General features: G+C 41.8%; 15 protein-coding genes and 1 pseudogene. 11 read left to right on the top strand and 5 right to left on the bottom strand.

From position 1 onward, the window contains the following. Positions 1–119: 119 nt before the first annotated feature. Positions 120–1,271, bottom strand: a complete 1,152-nt coding sequence (gene argE, locus IEY42_RS18625) for an acetylornithine deacetylase (protein ID WP_188926795.1) — start codon at positions 1,269–1,271, stop codon at positions 120–122. A 267-nt stretch (positions 1,272–1,538) separates the two neighbouring features. Between argE and argC the strand changes: the two genes are divergently transcribed. The 7 genes from argC to IEY42_RS22730 all read left to right on the top strand — a co-directional run bounded on the left by argC (position 1,539) and on the right by IEY42_RS22730 (position 9,125). Beyond that, complete coding sequence (argC, locus tag IEY42_RS18620) at positions 1,539–2,519, top strand: N-acetyl-gamma-glutamyl-phosphate reductase (protein ID WP_188926794.1); 981 nt, start codon at positions 1,539–1,541, stop codon at positions 2,517–2,519. A gap of 30 nt (positions 2,520–2,549) precedes the next feature. After that, entirely contained in the window at positions 2,550–3,329 is a 780-nt protein-coding gene (gene argB, locus IEY42_RS18615) for an acetylglutamate kinase (protein WP_188926793.1), read from the top strand. Between the two features lie 15 nt (positions 3,330–3,344). Beyond that, positions 3,345–4,253: an ornithine carbamoyltransferase gene (locus IEY42_RS18610; protein ID WP_188926792.1), complete on the top strand. Its 909-nt coding sequence runs from the start codon at positions 3,345–3,347 to the stop codon at positions 4,251–4,253. A gap of 73 nt (positions 4,254–4,326) precedes the next feature. Further along, a complete protein-coding gene (locus IEY42_RS18605) occupies positions 4,327–5,550 on the top strand; it encodes an argininosuccinate synthase (protein ID WP_188926791.1) in 1,224 nt (407 codons plus the stop codon). Between the two features lie 172 nt (positions 5,551–5,722). Next, positions 5,723–7,087 carry an argininosuccinate lyase gene (gene argH / locus IEY42_RS18600; protein WP_188926790.1) on the top strand — a complete coding sequence of 455 codons (1,365 nt, stop codon included), beginning with the start codon at positions 5,723–5,725 and terminating at the stop codon, positions 7,085–7,087. A gap of 284 nt (positions 7,088–7,371) precedes the next feature. Continuing rightward, positions 7,372–8,775 carry a methyl-accepting chemotaxis protein gene (locus IEY42_RS18595; protein WP_188926789.1) on the top strand — a complete coding sequence of 468 codons (1,404 nt, stop codon included), beginning with the start codon at positions 7,372–7,374 and terminating at the stop codon, positions 8,773–8,775. Positions 8,776–9,020: 245 nt separating this feature from the next. Then, the gene (locus IEY42_RS22730; protein ID WP_188926788.1) at positions 9,021–9,125 is read left to right on the top strand and encodes a CpcT/CpeT family chromophore lyase; all 105 of its coding nucleotides are present in this window, start codon (positions 9,021–9,023) and stop codon (positions 9,123–9,125) included. Positions 9,126–9,183: 58 nt separating this feature from the next. On the opposite strand, the gene IEY42_RS18585 is transcribed toward IEY42_RS22730, so the two are convergent. The 4 genes from IEY42_RS18585 to IEY42_RS18570 all read right to left on the bottom strand — a co-directional run bounded on the left by IEY42_RS18585 (position 9,184) and on the right by IEY42_RS18570 (position 13,014). Then, positions 9,184–10,065, bottom strand: coding sequence for a hypothetical protein (locus tag IEY42_RS18585; protein ID WP_188926787.1), 882 nt, complete (start codon positions 10,063–10,065; stop codon positions 9,184–9,186). A 301-nt stretch (positions 10,066–10,366) separates the two neighbouring features. Then, the gene (locus IEY42_RS18580) at positions 10,367–11,122 is read right to left on the bottom strand and encodes a sulfotransferase family protein (RefSeq protein WP_188926786.1); all 756 of its coding nucleotides are present in this window, start codon (positions 11,120–11,122) and stop codon (positions 10,367–10,369) included. Positions 11,123–11,302: 180 nt separating this feature from the next. Continuing rightward, the gene (locus IEY42_RS18575; protein ID WP_188926785.1) at positions 11,303–12,235 is read right to left on the bottom strand and encodes a nucleotidyl transferase AbiEii/AbiGii toxin family protein; all 933 of its coding nucleotides are present in this window, start codon (positions 12,233–12,235) and stop codon (positions 11,303–11,305) included. A gap of 5 nt (positions 12,236–12,240) precedes the next feature. Next, the gene (locus IEY42_RS18570) at positions 12,241–13,014 is read right to left on the bottom strand and encodes a type IV toxin-antitoxin system AbiEi family antitoxin domain-containing protein (RefSeq protein WP_188926784.1); all 774 of its coding nucleotides are present in this window, start codon (positions 13,012–13,014) and stop codon (positions 12,241–12,243) included. Between the two features lie 370 nt (positions 13,015–13,384). On the opposite strand from IEY42_RS18570, the pseudogene IEY42_RS18565 reads away from it, so the two are divergent. The 4 genes and pseudogenes from IEY42_RS18565 to IEY42_RS18550 all read left to right on the top strand — a co-directional run. Continuing rightward, positions 13,385–13,657 (top strand): annotated as a pseudogene (locus IEY42_RS18565) (DUF4172 domain-containing protein); the annotation flags it as partial. Between the two features lie 331 nt (positions 13,658–13,988). Next, on the top strand, positions 13,989–14,330 hold the full coding sequence (locus IEY42_RS18560; protein ID WP_188926783.1) for a hypothetical protein: 342 nt from the start codon (positions 13,989–13,991) through the stop codon (positions 14,328–14,330). Then, on the top strand, positions 14,323–15,681 hold the full coding sequence (locus tag IEY42_RS18555; RefSeq protein ID WP_188926782.1) for an ATP-binding protein: 1,359 nt from the start codon (positions 14,323–14,325) through the stop codon (positions 15,679–15,681). Before IEY42_RS18560 ends, IEY42_RS18555 begins: the two co-directional genes overlap by 8 nt. Next, entirely contained in the window at positions 15,669–17,591 is a 1,923-nt protein-coding gene (locus tag IEY42_RS18550; RefSeq protein WP_188926781.1) for a Z1 domain-containing protein, read from the top strand. The genes IEY42_RS18555 and IEY42_RS18550 overlap by 13 nt, the downstream gene beginning before the upstream one ends. The last annotated feature ends 44 nt before the right edge of the window (positions 17,592–17,635 follow it).

Below are 17,635 nucleotides of genomic sequence, written 5' to 3'. Positions count from 1 at the left end.
ATCTCTCACATCACAATACCCAGCGTAGCAAAATTGGTCAATACGCTGGCACTGTGTTTTGTAATTTTATTTCGTAAAATTATTACATTTCGCTTTCATATTTAACTAAAATTTGACTGTTATTTAATGCAAGCGTGATAAATCATTTTTTTGATTAATTCGACCGTTGGCGTTAAGTATTCTAAGCCAATAAACTCATCTGGCTGGTGGGCCTGGTTAATGCTGCCTGGCCCCAACACTAATGTTTGGCAACCGAGCTTATTAATATAAGGTGCTTCGGTCGAATAGTTAACGACTTCCGCTTCATTACCCGATAATTCTGCAACAAGCTTTGTCCAAGGGTTATCTGCTTTTCCTGCAAATGATTCTGCACCCGGGTACAAAGTACTGACACTAATACTGCCAGGATACTCTTTACTGATATCAGATAAGTAGTTTAATACCATTAATTCGAGTTCTGCTAACTCCATGCCCGGCAATGGGCGAATATCTAAGTGTAAATCACAGCAACCACAAATACGGTTAGCCGCATCACCACCATGTATATGGCCAAAGTTCATTGTAGGGTAAGGCACTGTGAAGGCATCTTCGCGGTAGTTTTCACTTAAATGCTGTTTAAGTTTCATTAACTGGCTAATCACTTTATGCATCACTTCAATGGCATTTAAACCACGAGCAGGATCTGACGAATGGCCACTGCGTCCAATGACTCGGATACCTTGCGCTAAATGGCCTTTGTGCATATAGACAGGTTTTAAGCTGGTGGGTTCACCAATTACTGCATAATCGGGGGCCACAGCCTTAGAGTCGGCAAAGGCTTTAGCGCCGCTCATGGTGGTTTCTTCATCGGCGCTGGCAAAAATAGTCAGTGGACGTTTAAATTGATCAAGCGGCATGTCTTTTAACGCCTCAAGCACTAATGCAAAAAAGCCTTTCATGTCGCAGGTGCCTAATCCATACCAGCGATTATCTTTTTCAATCATCTCAAAGGGGCTCTGGCTCCAGCGCCCTTCGTCAAAAGGAACAGTATCGGTATGGCCAGCGAGTAATAATCCGCCGTTTCCCTGACCAATACGAGCAATTAAATTTTGCTTATTGCGCGAATCTTCAACCGTTGGGGTTTCACAGTCAAAACCAAGCTCAGTAAACCAATTTTGCAACAAGTTGATAACTGCATGGTTACTCATATCGTCTTCAGCGTCGAGTGCGCTAACAGATGGCGCTGCAATCAGCTGTGTAAAACAACTTTTTAGATCAGGTAATGTGCTCATATGACTATCCTAAAAAATTATACGCAAAATACTTATTCACATATATTGCATAATTAATATTGTGTGTTAGTCTAGCAAACAGCATTAACCGACACCATTAATTGAACGTTACAAATGAAAATAAATATGTGCTTTTTGACTGTTAAATCCACTATATCAATTATCAACGCTAACTTCCTGCGACGATAGTCCTTTATTCGGCGTCCCCTGCCTAAATGGGCTATGCTAAAAACTCTCGATAACTATCAATTAAGAAAAATCAAACTTATGAAAAGCATCGCAATTATTGGCGCTAGTGGATACACAGGTGCACAAATTACTTCGTTGATTAATGCCGACAGCAACCTTTCGGTTCAAGGCTTATATGTGTCGGAAAACAGTTTAGACAAAGGCCGTAAATTAGCCGACTTGTACCCTACATACAGTCATATGGCTTATACGCTATCTCCACTTACTGATGAAGCAAAACAACAAATCGTAGACCAGGCTGACGGCGTGGTATTAGCGACTGAGCATTCAGTAAGTTTGGAGTTAGCGGCATGGTTTTACAAACAAGGCTTGGCGGTATTTGACCTCAGTGGCGCGTATCGCTTTGCAGACATCGCACAATATCCTAAGTGGTACGGTTTTGAACACACTTATCCAGAAGTGTTGGCCGAAGCCGTTTACGGTTTAGCGGAATGGAATAGTGACAAAATTAAGCAAACCAGAATGATTGCCGTTGCAGGTTGCTACCCAACGGCGTCATTAACGGCATTAAAACCGCTTAAACCTTTTTTAACTGAAGTATACCCAGTCATTAACGCGGTGAGTGGTGTTACGGGTGCAGGGCGTAAAGCGCAGTTACACACTAACTTTTGCGAAGTCAGCTTAACGCCTTACGGTGTATTAGGTCACAGACACCAACCTGAAATTGCCACTCATTTAGGCCAAGAGGTAATTTTTACCCCACATTTAGGCAACTTTAAACGCGGTATTTTGGCCACTATTACAGTGCAGTTAAAGCCGGGTACGACGGAAGCCGACATTGAAAAAGCGTATAGCGTATATGACAGCTCACCTATCGTGACCGTAAAGCACAACATGTTCCCTAAAGTCGATGATGTAGTGCATACACCAAACTGTCACGTTGGTTGGAAATTTGATGCAAACAGCGGTTATTTAGTGGTTGCCAGTGCAATTGATAATTTAATGAAAGGTGCTGCTAGCCAAGGGCTGCAGTGCATCAATATCCATTTCGGTTTGTAATCGGGTCGCAATAGTAAAGGAACAACAATAATGGCTACAAAACCAGTGTTAGTGCTTAAAGTCGGCGGTGCATTACTCCAATGTGAAATGGGAATGGCACGTCTAATGACAGCCGCTGCAGAAATGATCGCAGCGGGTCAGCAAGTACTGTTAGTTCATGGCGGTGGTTGTTTGGTTGATGAACAATTAACCGCTAACGGCAAAGAAACCATTAAGCTAGACGGTTTACGTGTAACACCAGAAGATCAAATCCCCATTGTTGTCGGTGCGCTAGCCGGTACCTCAAACAAAATTTTACAAGCCGCTGCAGCAAAAGCGGGCATTGTAAGCGTAGGTATGAGCCTCGGCGACGGCAATATGGTTACTGCCAAAATTAAAGATGAGCGCTTAGGTTTAGTCGGTGAAGTTGAGCCAAACGACGCCACATATTTAAACTTCATTTTAAATCAGGGTTGGATGCCAATTTGCAGCTCGATTGCGATTTCGAGCCAAGGCGATATGCTAAACGTTAACGCTGACCAAGCTGCAACAGCACTGGCCAAGTTAGTTAATGGTACCTTAGTGCTATTGTCTGACGTTTCTGGTGTACTCGATGGCAAAGGCCAACTGATTAGCAGCTTAAACAAAAGCGAAATCGAATACTTGGTTGCCCAAGGGGTGATTGAAAAAGGCATGAAAGTAAAAGTTGAAGCCGCATTAGAAGTTGCTCAGTGGATGGGTAAGCCTGTACAGGTCGCTTCTTGGCGCGATGCCGAACAATTAAAAACATTAGTAAAAGGTGGGTCTGTCGGGACTCAAATACAACCTTAAATGGAGTAGAAGTATATGCAGCACCTATTGTCGATTAAAGAATTAACTCAAACTCAGCTTTTAGCCATTATCGAACTGGCTAAAAAAATTAAAAATAATCCAGCTGAGTACCGTCGTGCCTTAGATGGTAAAAGTGTGGTGATGTTATTTGAAAAGCCATCACTTCGCACCCGAGTCAGCTTTGACATTGGCATTAATAAATTAGGTGGTCACTGCTTATACCTAGACCAACAAAATGGTGCATTAGGCCAGCGTGAAACCGTAGCCGACTTTGCTACAAACATTTCATGCTGGGCCGATGCGATAGTGGCCAGAACCTATTCGCACACCACCATCGAACAACTTGCTGAACACGGTAGCGTACCTGTCATCAATGCATTGTCTGATCTGTATCACCCATGCCAAGCACTTGCAGACTTTTTAACCCTGTCAGAACAGTTTGATGATGTCAGCAAAGCAAAACTGGCTTATGTTGGTGATGGTAATAATGTCACGCATTCACTGATTTACGGCGCGGCTATTTTAGGCTTAACCATGACAGTTATTTGCCCAGAAGGTGCGTTCCCTGACGCGCTTATCGTCACCGAAGCACAAGCTTTGGCGCAAAAAAATGGCGGCAAGCTAATCTTAAGTGCTGACATTAATGCCATCGAAGGCCATGATGCTATTTATACCGACACTTGGATTTCAATGGGTGATGATACGCCGCTTGCTGACATTAAAGCACGTTTTGCACCATATCAAGTTAACAGTGAGCTTATGGCCAAAGCAGGCGCTAAATACTTTATGCATTGCTTGCCTGCACACCGCGGCGTAGAAGTGACCGATGAGGTGATGGACGGCGAAGGTTCATTGATTTTACATCAAGCAGAAAACCGCATGCATGCGCAAAATGCAGTATTGGTATCATTATTAAGTGAGTAAAAAGATTAAGTCGTAATGCCAAAGGCGTTATAGCGTTTAAATAAACATAAATGATTGATTGTAGGAACTTAACATGTCTAATGCAGTGAAAAAATCCGGCGTTAAAAAAGTGGTACTCGCGTACTCAGGTGGTTTAGATACTTCAGCCATTATCCCATGGTTAAAAGAAACCTATGATGACTGTGAAATCGTTGCATTTTGTGCCGACGTAGGTCAGGGCGAAGAAGAATTAGTTGGCCTAACTGAAAAGGCACTAGCCTCAGGTGCTAGCGAGTGTCATATCGTTGACCTTAAAGAAGAATTTGTTGCCGATTACATCTACCCAACTATCGCTACAGGCGCAATTTATGAAGGGACTTACCTACTAGGTACTTCAATGGCGCGTCCAATTATTGCGAAAGCGCAAGTTGAAGTAGCTCGTAAAGTGGGTGCAGACGCGGTATGTCATGGTTGTACCGGTAAAGGTAACGACCAAGTACGTTTTGAAGGTTGTTTTGCTGCCCTTGCGCCAGATTTAAAAGTGATTGCCCCATGGCGTGAATGGGAAATGCGTAGCCGTGAAGACTTACTTGATTACCTTGCTGAGCGTAATATTAAAACTAGCGCATCAGCGACCAAGATTTACAGCCGCGATGCTAACGCATGGCACATCTCGCACGAAGGCGGCGAATTAGAAGATCCATGGAACGAGCCATCAAAAGGCGTGTGGACAATGACTGTCGCCCCTGAAGATGCGCCAAATGAGCCAGAATATGTATCACTGGCGATTAAAAATGGCCGTGTAACTCATGTTAATGATGAAGCATTATCACCCTATGCTGCACTGATGACACTCAACGATATCGCCGGTAAGCATGGCGTAGGTCGTATCGACATTACTGAAAACCGTTTAGTGGGCATGAAGTCTCGTGGTTGCTATGAAACACCAGGCGGCACGGTAATGTTTGCTGGTCTGCGTGCCATTGAAGAATTAGTACTAGACAAAACCAGCCGTACCTGGCGCGAACAAATTGCTGGCCAAATGTCGCATCTAGTATACGACGGTCGTTGGTTTACGCCTTTATGTAAATCGCTTATCGCCGCATCTGAATCATTAGCAGAATCTGTTAACGGTGATGTTGTGATTAAGCTATACAAAGGCCAGGCGACAGCAGTTAAAAAGCGTTCACCAAACAGCTTGTACTCAGAATCTTTCGCTACCTTTGGCGAAGATGATGTGTACGACCAAAAGCATGCTGAAGGCTTTATCCGGTTATACTCTTTAGCAAGCCGTATTCGTGCGTTAAACACTAAATAAGGTTTACGCCAATACCATTTAAGGCGCTGCAAAGCGCCTTTCTTATAATGACTTTTGGGTCATCTAAGAGTCATTATAAGAAAGTGAATACCAGCTAACCTGAACTCAGGTTGCTTAATCGATTATTGAACAGCCAGTTCTTAAAATAGTTTTCAACACAGAGGATACCGACATGGCATTATGGGGCGGAAGATTTCAGGGCGAAACCAGTGCACTTTTTAAGTTATTTAATGACTCATTGCCAGTTGATTATCGCTTATTTGAACAAGACGTTGTCGGCTCAATCGCATGGGCAGACGCCATTGCCAGCGTAGGTATTATTACCGCGCAAGAATGCACAGATTTAAAAGCCGCATTAAATGAATTGCTCCTCGAGGTGGGTAATGATCCGCAAGCCATTATCAGCAACGGTGCAGAAGACATTCACAGTTTTGTAGAACAAAAGCTGATTGCCAAAGTGGGCGACTTAGGTAAAAAACTCCATACTGGCCGTTCACGTAACGACCAGGTCGCCACCGACTTAAAACTGTGGTGCAAAAAAGAAGGCGCGGCATTACTCACGCGTTTAGGTACATTGCACGCAGAGTTAATTGACTTAGCAGAGCGTGAAGTTGATGCGGTTATGCCGGGTTACACTCACTTACAGCGTGCACAACCGGTCACATTTGGCCATTGGGCGCTAGCCTATGTAGAAATGTATGAGCGCGACATTAGCCGCCTGCAAGATGCTCTAAACCGTGCCGATTCATGCCCGCTAGGTTCTGGCGCATTAGCAGGTACTGCTTACCCCATTGATCGCCACGCGTTAGCGGCGGCATTAAACTTTGCTCGCCCTACCTTAAACAGCCTAGACAGCGTGTCAGACCGTGACCATGTGGTTGAGTTATGCAGCGCGGCGTCAATCAGCATGATGCACTTAAGCCGTATGGCAGAAGACTTAATTTTCTTTAACTCTGGCGAAGCTAACTTTATCTCACTAGCAGACGAAGTCACTTCTGGTTCATCGTTAATGCCACAAAAGAAAAACCCAGATGCGTTAGAGCTTATCCGTGGTAAAACTGGCCGTGTTTATGGCAGCTTAATGGGTATTTTAACCACCATGAAAGCCTTGCCATTGGCGTATAACAAAGACATGCAAGAAGACAAAGAAGGTTTATTTGATGTCGTCGACAGCTGGGCCATTTGTTTAGACATGGCCGCATTAGTATTGTCGGGCCTTAAAGTGAATCGCCCACAAGCCTTAGTTGCAGCCCAACAAGGTTATGCAAACGCGACAGAACTCGCCGACTACCTTGTGGCTAAAGGCATGCCGTTCCGTGAAGCGCACCATGTAGTTGGTGAGGTCGTGGTCTTTGCCATTAGTCAGCAAAAGCCGATTGAAGACTTAACCGTGGCAGAGTTGCAAAAATTTGCCAAAGTGATCAGTGATGATGTATATCTAAACCTCACTATCGAAGCCTGTTTAGAAAAGCGTGACGTATTAGGTGGTACAGCGGTTAATCAAGTTGCCGCAGCCATAGCCGCTAAAAAAGCGTAAGTTTGTTAAAACCAAACGCTAAGTTATCGATAGCGCTATTGAAATTGAAGCTAAAGCCCTGTCGGCAATTTGTCGCAGGGCTTTTGTATAATATGCCGTTAACAAACGCTGCGATTTTACGTGATCTGGGTGTCAGTTTTAATGATTTAGCGATATCTAATTTCAATTGTCAGCTATGCTTGCATGCAGTAAATCTATAGCCATCTTATAATCTTAATATTGTTTTTTTATGGCGTTTTGTCAGCTATTACCCTGAAAACAGGCTTTTCCTTGGAGGTATCGTTGTGAGAGAAGTTGCATTTCGTTGGATCGATAAATATTTAATTAGCGTCAAACTGCAGGAGAATTTTTTCGCGCTGTTGTTCACCGCTTTACTGGCGATTGTGGTGATCACTGCTTGCTTGATTGACGTAATGTCATCACAACATTCTACAGAAGCACAAAACCAAGTTGACGTGGTGGCAAAGCTTGCAGCCTCCGCGCAAATACCGTCTAGCGAATTAGCCGCAGTACTGCAAAATACCAATTTGAGTATTGGCCAATACAGCGACATTTCGGCCACTGTAGCAGGCCAAGGTTACAGCATTAGCTATGTGAGTTCGCAAAGCCTGTTTGCTGGTTTAGGTTTTGGCCATATTATTGCTATAGCAGCTAGCTTGATATTGATGTTTATGTGCTCGTACTACATTAAAACCTTTATTGGTGGTGGCTTATTTCATATTTACGAAGCCTTACGTAAATTAGCTGAGGGTGATTTGGCATCACGAATTGGTTATGCACCATCTCGTAACGAATTTAACTTGATAGCCCGCACCGTTGACAGAGTGTCAGAACGTGAGCATTTATTGGTTAAAACCACCCAAGAAGCCGTGGCATTAATCCAACAAATTAGTGCACAGTTGCGGGTGCGTAGCGATGAAAACACCCTGCTAGCCAGTGAGCAGCAAGAGCGTATCGACTCGCTTGCCAGTGCCACTGAAGAGATGGCCGTGTCTATTCGTGAGGTGGCCAGTCATGCGCAAGAGTCTTCAACTCAGACATCGCATGCCACCCAAAAAACCACTCAAGGACAAAGCCAAATCCAAAAAACCTTGGTTGAGATTAATCAACTCGCTGTCGAAGTACGCGATGCGTCTGTTGCTGTGTCGGAGCTCGATAATAGTGCGACTCAAATTGGTGAAGTCATTTCAACCATTAATGCCATTTCAGACCAAACTAATTTACTTGCGCTTAATGCGGCAATTGAAGCCGCCAGAGCCGGTGAGCAAGGCCGTGGTTTCTCTGTGGTTGCCGATGAAGTAAGAACCCTAGCAGGGCGTACTCAAGCTGCAACAGTAGAGATTCAAAAAATTATTGAAACCCTGCAAACTAATAGCCGAGGCGTGATGAGCGTAATGGCCAAAACGGTGACAGAAGCCGAATCAAGCGAACAGCTAATGACCAGCGCCAGCCAAAACATTGGTGAAATAGCAGAACAAAATCAGCATATATCAGACAGAAGCTTAGAAATTGCCGCCGCAGCAGAGCAACAAGGTAGTGTGGCAGACAATATTGCTAACGATGTCGATTCAGTCAGAAGCAGTTCTATTCAGGTGATGACATTGGTGACCACAACCGCTGAAGAAATTGAACGCCTCAGTAAACAAGCTGATGTGCTAGAAGGCTTAATGAAGGATTTAATTATTTAATTTTACATAAGCTACACCCAGTAGGGTTTACTGTACTTAGTCGTATTATGAGCCAAGATAGTGCCCAAACAAGTAAACAGCCCAGTTAATTTAATTAACTGGGCTGTTTACTTTTATTTTATTGCAGACCAAGTTAATACGTAGATAGCTTGGTCTGCACAGCAGCAATATTTTAAGGCCCAACCAAAGACAAACAATGTTTGAACCAATTACTTGGCGCCAGTTATTCTACCTCATAAGCGGTAGTGACTAAGGATAAAATCGTAAGTTGGGATCGCGGCTTTGACAGTAACGACCAACAAGTTTGGGGCGCCGTAAAAGGCGGCTATGAGTTTATAAAAGCCCAGTAAGACATACTACAAAACCGCCAGTAATGGCGGTTTTTACTCTCGGTACGTATTAGTGCCTTTATGGTAGTGGGCAGCCAAGATAATCAGTCAGTGTTGCCTTAAACAATGTGTCTTTTATCTCTGCCGGCAATTCAGTGGTCGTTTCTGTGATTACTGCATCATTAGGTTGATGTTGCTGCATATACAGCGGCGCATAATCGGGCTCGCCAACGCTAATTACCCAGCTACACGCAGTTTGTTTTTGTTCAGACCCTAAATACTCGGCCAACTTTTGTTCAAAGTGTTGTTGTTCAAGGGCAGACAAAGTCCAAATAGAATCTTTTTTGATTAACTCAACCACCTCGTGTGACGGCTTATTAGGCACACGCAAGGTATCGAAGTAAGCATAAGCGCCCGCTAAAAAGTAGCCACTAATTGCAGAGTCATAATCTTGAGATTTAATGCATGCTGCAACCGAGTTTAATAGCACCACGGGCGTTGTTTGTTGGGTTAATTCATTCGCGGTTAAGCAGCTAACCTCAGATGATGGTTTAGCATAATTGGGGATCACTACTACCTGCTCTGGCTCAACAGGCGAGGGTGTACAGGTTGGAATAAGGCGCTCATCTAATACTCTTATCTCCCACGCATCTTTGTTACTTGGGCCATGTTGAGCTGTTACTACATACCGCATACATTCTTTGGCAACCAGCGGATAAACCAATGTCGAGGTGGCCTTTCTACTGCGTAATGGGCCTGTGGTACTTAAATGAACGGTGTGATAACCCGGCTTAATATTTTTGGTGAGTTTGCCTGATTGAAACGCACCATCAATGGCGACAATTTCAACATTGTAATTGTCGGCATCAGAAACTTTACTCTGGCTACCATCAATCATTGCGTATGGAGTGGATTTACATCCTGCTAAAATTAAACAGCCGATTATTAAAGGTAATTTCATTTTATTTTTGCTTTTTTAAGAAAAAGTAAACACATCAACACTTATTTATGTGGCTTAAGTATTGGGTAAGTGACGCATTAGTATAAATAAATGCTTTACGGAAGGAGATAACACCAGGTGTTATTTAGCTGAACAACAAAGCGGTAATACTCGCTTTAAGGATCAAAGCACTTTCCATAGCACTCATTATTTTACTAATGTAAAATTTTTGTTTCATTTTAGTCAAGGTAATTATTGGGTTATACAATGGCCCAGTGAACTTAATCAATTTAACACTCACCGTTCACTAATCGAAACGCTTTTAATCAAGGCGGTAATCAAAAAACTTACGCTTGTCAGGGCCTGAGGCATTGGCACTGATTTTATTGGGGTGTTTATATTCATCCCAACTAGCCACATTACGGCCCATATTTAATTGTGGAAAGTTTAGTTGTGGGCCATTTAGATGCGAAAGGTTGAGTTGCGGACATTCAACCTCACTTGGCAAAGGTAAGCCGATAAACTGCAATAGCGCAGTAAGGCTACCTGCAATGCTGATATCAATGGATATAAAGTCATCTCGGCCAGCAAAGTAGTTTAACACTTGCTGCTGGTGGCGCTGATAACAAGCCGTTAAGTGGGCTTCATCTGCTACATCTTCAATTTGCCATATATCAAAGCAGTGATTAAAACTGCGCTTCATTACCGGATGAAACCGACCAGTGTCTTTGTCTAAATGCACCATCATTCGGCCAAGTAACATTTGCATCGACGGCAGCCACTTATCTAACGGTCTGTCTAAATAAACAAATTTAGCGTTAGGGAATAACACATCTAGCTGCCGATAATCACTAAAACACGGCGCGTCAGACACCGCATCGGCCAACATAAAGGCCTGTTTGGTAAACGCCTGGTGAGCAACCGTTAAGCCTTGCTCCAGCAACGCCACACTGACACTCGTGGTGCCCGTGCGTGGTAGACCGATAATAAACACTTTATTGGCCTGCTCATTTTTCAATGTAGATTGAGGCATAGCGGTTTGTGATGATGTCGATACTTCAGTCAGTTTGGGTGTCATTAATTACAGCCGGATTGGGTTATTGGAATAGAAGGATATTGAATCAATAAATGATTATAACGAAATGCCAGCCAAGGTGTTATTGAGTTTGCTAATGAGAGTAATGAGGCCATTAACAACTCTAATCTCCTCAATTTGTGAGGCGAATAAATTGCTATTTTCACAAATTGAATGCTTAAATTAAACTGGAGTTGCGGGCTTGGCAGCAAGAACTCTTTTAAGCCGGTCATAAGCATATGCATGCTTATCTGGAGACATCTTAGTTAAGTTTTGCTGCTTCCAAAGTATGGCGGGTAATTGTTCAACTCCGGAAAGTCCAAGCAATGACCAGTTGGGTGATCGGTTTTTGAACGACAATAAAAATGCTCGCTCTTCTTGTGTTAGCGAGATGTTTATTATTTTCACTAACTGTTCCCGTGCAGCCTCAAGCTCTATCTGTGGGATATCGTATTCAGCCATGTTAATAAATTCACCTCGATACACATCTGAGATGTCTTTAAAATGAGGATTTAGTAGTTCGGCGATTGGATGAGGGTGGCTTATAATATATACCAGTAGTGCTTTACGCAGTTCATCGGTAAGCCCTTCGTTATCAAGTAATTGCTTTATGTCGAAAAGATCTCTTGGATGTTGGCGATCGAGCGCCGCACAAATCTTACCCGCATACAGATCGGCAAAGCTCACAACTACCATTTCAGCAAAACCAAATTCATCTTCAACAGCTTCATTTACAGAAATGAGTTTTGACTCGTAAACTGTCCCACGTAGAACTGGAGAAAGCTCTATTTTAATTTGAACACCATTTCGTTCTACTAATAGACGTAGCGCATCAATTTTATCTTGGTATGAACGAATAACGCGGGTGTTATCGATGCTGTTTATGATGGATGAAGCCAATGTATCTAAGTTCTCTTTAATTGTCAGTAAGGCTTGTTGCCTTGCCATCATGGGCAGGAATACCAGATCAATATCAACGGAAAGCCTTGGAAAGTCACGAACAAACAAATTGATTGCCGTCCCTCCTTTAAGAGCAAAGCAATCGTGCTGGGCAACAAAGGGTATAACTTGTAGTAACAGTTGGACCTGTCGATAGTAATGGCTTTTTCTATCCATCTTGGTTACATCTCCTTGGGTATAGTGATTTGCCAAGTTGGCTCTAGTTTGCCGTTTTGTGCGATAAGTCGCTTGCCTGTTCCTAGGTCATATTGTTCAGGTGTCAGATACTTAAACCAGGCATGTTGTTGTCTATTTGCCAGCCAAAGAAATAGCCGTTTAATTTTGATGCTGCAGCAGGCTTTAAGTAAGACATCCAACTTACGTGGTGAAAGGTTGCTCAACCCCTGCAGAATTTGATCCGCGTGTTCAAAGCTAGTGTGTTGGGGCACTGTGGTTAAGAGCTCAAGAATCGCTTTTTCTGGACAAGAATAAAAAAGCGGAGGGAGTGCTTCTCTCCACGTGTTTTGTCGTAGATATTGACTATTGTGCATCAGTGTTTCTGGCCATATACGTTTTGTACCATGCCATTCAAACTCTGCTGAAATATCGATTCTGTCCAGCCAGCGAGGTAATGCGGAATTAGAATAAAGCTGTATTTTAGGTTTATCGCCGATAGACACATAATGCCCCAAACCCTCAAGCTCTAACGCTGTTAAGCCGCCCACATGAATAGGACTATCTGACATACGCTGTACAGAAGCAACAAGACCTTTCCAGGAGAGATTTGCCTCCAGTCTTACATAAACCCCAGCGGTGAGGGGAATTAAAGTTCGGCTACGTACAGCATTGTCCAGAAAGTGCAGGCTGAGCCCTTGTGCTTCAAGCCATGGTTTTGTGGCTACCATTCCCAAAGGCAGTGCATTCTGTAGTTGTGTTCTGGCCTTAGTATTCAGCATGTTCGACTTTCGCATCTGGTTTGATTAGGTTTAAATATACGTTGATTATTGACGTGTTTTGTTCATTATTCAAACTTTATTATCTATAAAAGTTTAAGTTTTGTCATTTACACGTCAATCATTGCCGTAAAAGCTTAGTTTTTCAAACTGAGTTTTTTTACTTTTCAATGCTAGTTTAGGCCTAGCAAGATGTGGTGATAAAGATAAATCAGTCAGCTTAGATGTCATTAACTTGCTATCGCTTCGGGGTTGTTGAGTCGGTAAATGATTATACCGAAATGGCCATTTAACGTCTTATTGAGGTGGTAAGTGAGAGTGATGAGGCAATTAATAGGTTTATTCGCCTCATGCTATTAATATCATTGAGCAAACTACTGCTAAAACCCAGTTTTGGCGTCGAGTTGACCAACACTTACTCACTGCAACGTTAACCACAGAACAAATGAAAGTGTTGAATAGATTACTTGATGGTGACTTTAATGATGGGATAAGCAGTAGCCAATATCAAAAAGTCGCTAAAGTCAGCCGCGCCACCGCCATCCGACATTTGGCTCAACTTGTGGATCAACAGTGTTTGGTCAAGACTGGCGCGGGTGGAAGAAGTACAAGGTATGTGTTGGCACTTAGTATTAATGATGAATGAGTATTGTAGTTTCTTTAAAATACGATTTTTAGTGGTCGATAAATAGACAGTTTAGTTTCTGTCGGTGCCTTTATAAATATCTCTATCTAGTTGTATATTCCTTTGTTAGAATAAAATATTACTCATAATTATCATGTGTTTGCGACGACAGTCAAGGTGTTTTATCCATATAGCATCGATGGGACAATGGTGTGACAGCCATTGTATTGCTGATTTAATTTATAGGGTAAAGAACTACTGCCTCTAGATACAGATGAGGAGAAAATGAGTGGTGCTAGATTAAGTTGAATGGAATTTATACGCTTACAAGGATATGTGGAGAAACTTATATATGGTTTACGAAGAAAATATTATCAAGATGGCTCTATACGTCGCCTGTAACGATGGTGTTTTATCGGAGGAGGAGGAAGAGCAACTTGTTAAGTCATCACTATTAAATTTCCCAAGTTTAGAACAGAATAAAATTGATTTTTGGATAGAAGAGTTTTTTGAAGAGGATCTTCTGCTTGAAAATTACTGCGACAAAATAGCAGGTTTGGAAGACAGACTTATAGCACTGAAGATTGCGATTGAAACAGCATCGGCTGACGGTTTAGATCTTAGAGAAAATTTGGCGCTTTCTAGGGTAATTAGTTACTGGAATATTTCTTGGGAGGAAATTACTAGTGTCTGAACATATTGACCTATCGCCAAACCCTAAATCCCATATCAAGACGCTATCAAGAATAGGGTATAACCTGAATTCTGCGATCAGTGACATTATTGACAACTCAGTCACGGCAGATTCTCAAAATATCTTTTTTGAGATGGATGTTGTTGAAGGAAATGCGGTGTTGGTTATCAAAGATGATGGCCACGGAATGGATGAATGTACCCTAATCAACTCTATGAGAATAGGGTGTAAAGACCCATCAGATATCAGAGATGAGTTTGATTTAGGGCGGTTTGGTTCAGGGATGAAGATGGCAAGTTTTTCTCAAGCGAGAAAGCTAACTGTTGTCAGTAAGAGTGAAAAATCTAATATTCAGAGTGCTACTTGGGATTTAGATTTAGTTGAGAGCGCAAATGCGTGGAAATTAATTAAGCACTCTGAGAAAGAAACAGATGAATTATGTTCGAAGTTTAACATTAAGTTTGGGACATCAGGAACAGCTGTTATATGGGAAAATATTAGCAAATATAATGGTTATCCAATTGCTGAACTTCAGGGGATCTTGGGTCAAGATCTAGCTAGCCTCAAAAGTTATGTTCGCTTGCACTTTCACAAATTTATGGAAGGAAAAAGAGCGATAAGTTTTTATTTTAATTTTCAGAAGCTAGAGAATTTCGATCCCTTCTTGAGAAGTAGAAATGGTTACCAAGAAGGCCCGTCACAAAAATTTAGAGTAAAAAAAGGAGGGAGTATTGAGCTTAGAGTCCACATATTGCCTCATGAATCTAAATTGACAAAAACTGACCTCGATAATTTAGGTGGGGCAGACCAAATAACAGCTAATCAAGGGCTATATGTTTACCGAGCGAACAGGCTTATTATCTCGGGGGGATGGTTTGGTTTAACTAGGCTATCACAACTTGGAAAGTTGGCTAGGGTTGAGGTGAATGTACCTACCAGCTTAGATGATGAATGGTCTACAGACGTTAAGAAATCGTCGCTTGAGATCCCGCATAAAGTAAAAGTTAAACTAAAACAGTTGATTAGAGAGCCAATAAAAAGGTCTCAAAAAACTTACCGTTATAGAGGACGTTTAGAAGAAGCTAACTCGTTCTGGAATATAAATGAAAATGAAAGAAATAAGAGTATTAGCTATGAAATATCGAAAGATAACACTCTTCTGAAGAAGTTGTTGGTAACTCTAGATAGAGAACAAGCTTCCGATCTTATTAAGTATTTGACGCATTTGTCAGAGGAAGTTCCCATTCATCATATCTATGAAAAAATGTCTTCAGAACCAAATCAAATTAATCAGAATGACATTAGCTATGACGATTTACTAGAAGGATTTAAAGCACTATGGAACAAGTAGCTATAGAAGACTGTACCAATACTCTTTTTAGGATTTTCAACGAAGCTAAGGCATCTGGAGAAAAAGTTGATGAAGCGTTCATTGGGAAGACTATTGAACAGCTCAAATTTATGCTTCCACAGTATAAGACATTTAGTGAAGACGATTGGAAAACCATAAAGTTTAAAATCGAGACAAATATAAATGTCGTTATTGACGAACCCCCGATTATTTTAGCAAGCCCAAAAGTTGAAAGGTGGCTGGATCATAAACGCGGTGAATTAGAGTGGCACTACTGGAAGGCCTATAAAGAGTACCTAATAGATCAGGGCCGTTCCTTAGATATTATCAAGAAAACAGAAAAAACTATTGATGAAATACTAGATTGCTCAGGTGATCCACATAAAGAGGGTAAGTGGAATCGCCGAGGACTGGTAATGGGAAATGTGCAGTCAGGTAAGACGCAAAACTATCTAGGTTTAATTAACAAAGCTATAGATTCTGGATACAAAGTTATTGTCGTATTAGGGGGCCACCTCAACGAGCTGAGAACTCAGACACAAGAGCGTTTAGATGAAGGTGTAATCGGTAAAGAGTCTAAAAAAAGGTATGAAAGTGGACTTCCGATAGGAGTTGGAAAATATAGAGATGAGAATTTGCGAGCTTTGTATTGCACAACGACTGATGGTGACTTTAAAAAGTCAGTAGCAAATAGCTTTGGAATTCACTTTTCATCAGTTGGAGGCCCTATAGTTTTTGTTATTAAAAAGTGGGCATCGGTACTCAATAACTTATATGAATGGATCGCCGAGAAGCATAGTCTAGATGTTGAAGCAGGACAAAAATTAAACACCCAACTGTTGTTGATAGATGATGAAGCTGACTATGCGTCAATTAATACCAAGCACGAAAAAGGTGACATTACTGCTATCAATAACAATATAAGAAAGATCCTGTCTCTCTTTAATCGGTCAACTTATATTGGTTACACTGCAACTCCATTTGCAAATATATTTATTAATCCAGACGAAGAGCACATAAATATAGGTGATGATCTCTTTCCAGCTGATTTTATGATCAGGATACCAACTCCAGATAGCTATGTAGGGCAAAAGCACTTTTTTCAGTCTAATAATGATACTAAAGCCGACCCAGTAGTCATAGTTGACGATTATGAAAGGCTTCTACCAGTAAAAAGTAAGAAAGATACTCCTGTTGGTGTTTTGCCTGAGTCGTTAAAAGAAGCCATTAGGTGTTATTTGATCACAGTGGCAGTGAGGTCTCTTCTCGGTGCACCAAAAGCTCATAATACAATGTTGATAAACATGACTCATTTAACCGTTCTGCAAGACAAAATTGCTGAAGTTGTTGATGAGTATATGGATGAAATTCGTAACGCAGCAGATTATGCACTTGGATATCCTCTTGAGGCAGCTCTAGGAAAGAGCGAAGCGATTTTGGAGCTTCAACACAGTTTTAACAAATTCTTCGAAATTAACGAAACTTTTGAGGATATTTACCCGCATTTAAAAAGAGCAATTGGAAAGACTAAGGTATTTGCAGTCCACGGTAAATCTACCGAAAGCCTAGACTATTCAGCTTACAAAACGAATGGCTTGTCGGCCATTGTGATAGGGGGGCATAAGCTTTCTAGGGGACTAACTTTAGAAGGTCTAACGATTTCCTATTTCACTAGAAGCTCAAAAGCTTATGACACGTTAATGCAAATGTGTCGCTGGTTTGGATATAGACCTGGATACAAAGATTTATGTAAGTTGTTTATTACTGCGGAGTCTTATGAGTGGTATGAATTTATCTCTGACGCGATTGATGAGCTCTATCTTGAGCTTGGAAGAATGTCAGAGCAAAAGAAAACTCCAGGTGAGTTCGGCTTGAAGGTAAGAGAACACCCACCCCCTGTGTCAGGATAGTTGTCGCCTCAGTTTTTCATAAAAATAAAACAGGGAGCGGTAAG

It is taken from the genome of Shewanella algicola, assembly GCF_014648035.1.
GTDB classification, from domain to species: domain Bacteria; phylum Pseudomonadota; class Gammaproteobacteria; order Enterobacterales; family Shewanellaceae; genus Shewanella; species Shewanella algicola.
This window is presented reverse-complemented; position numbering and strand designations above follow the sequence as displayed.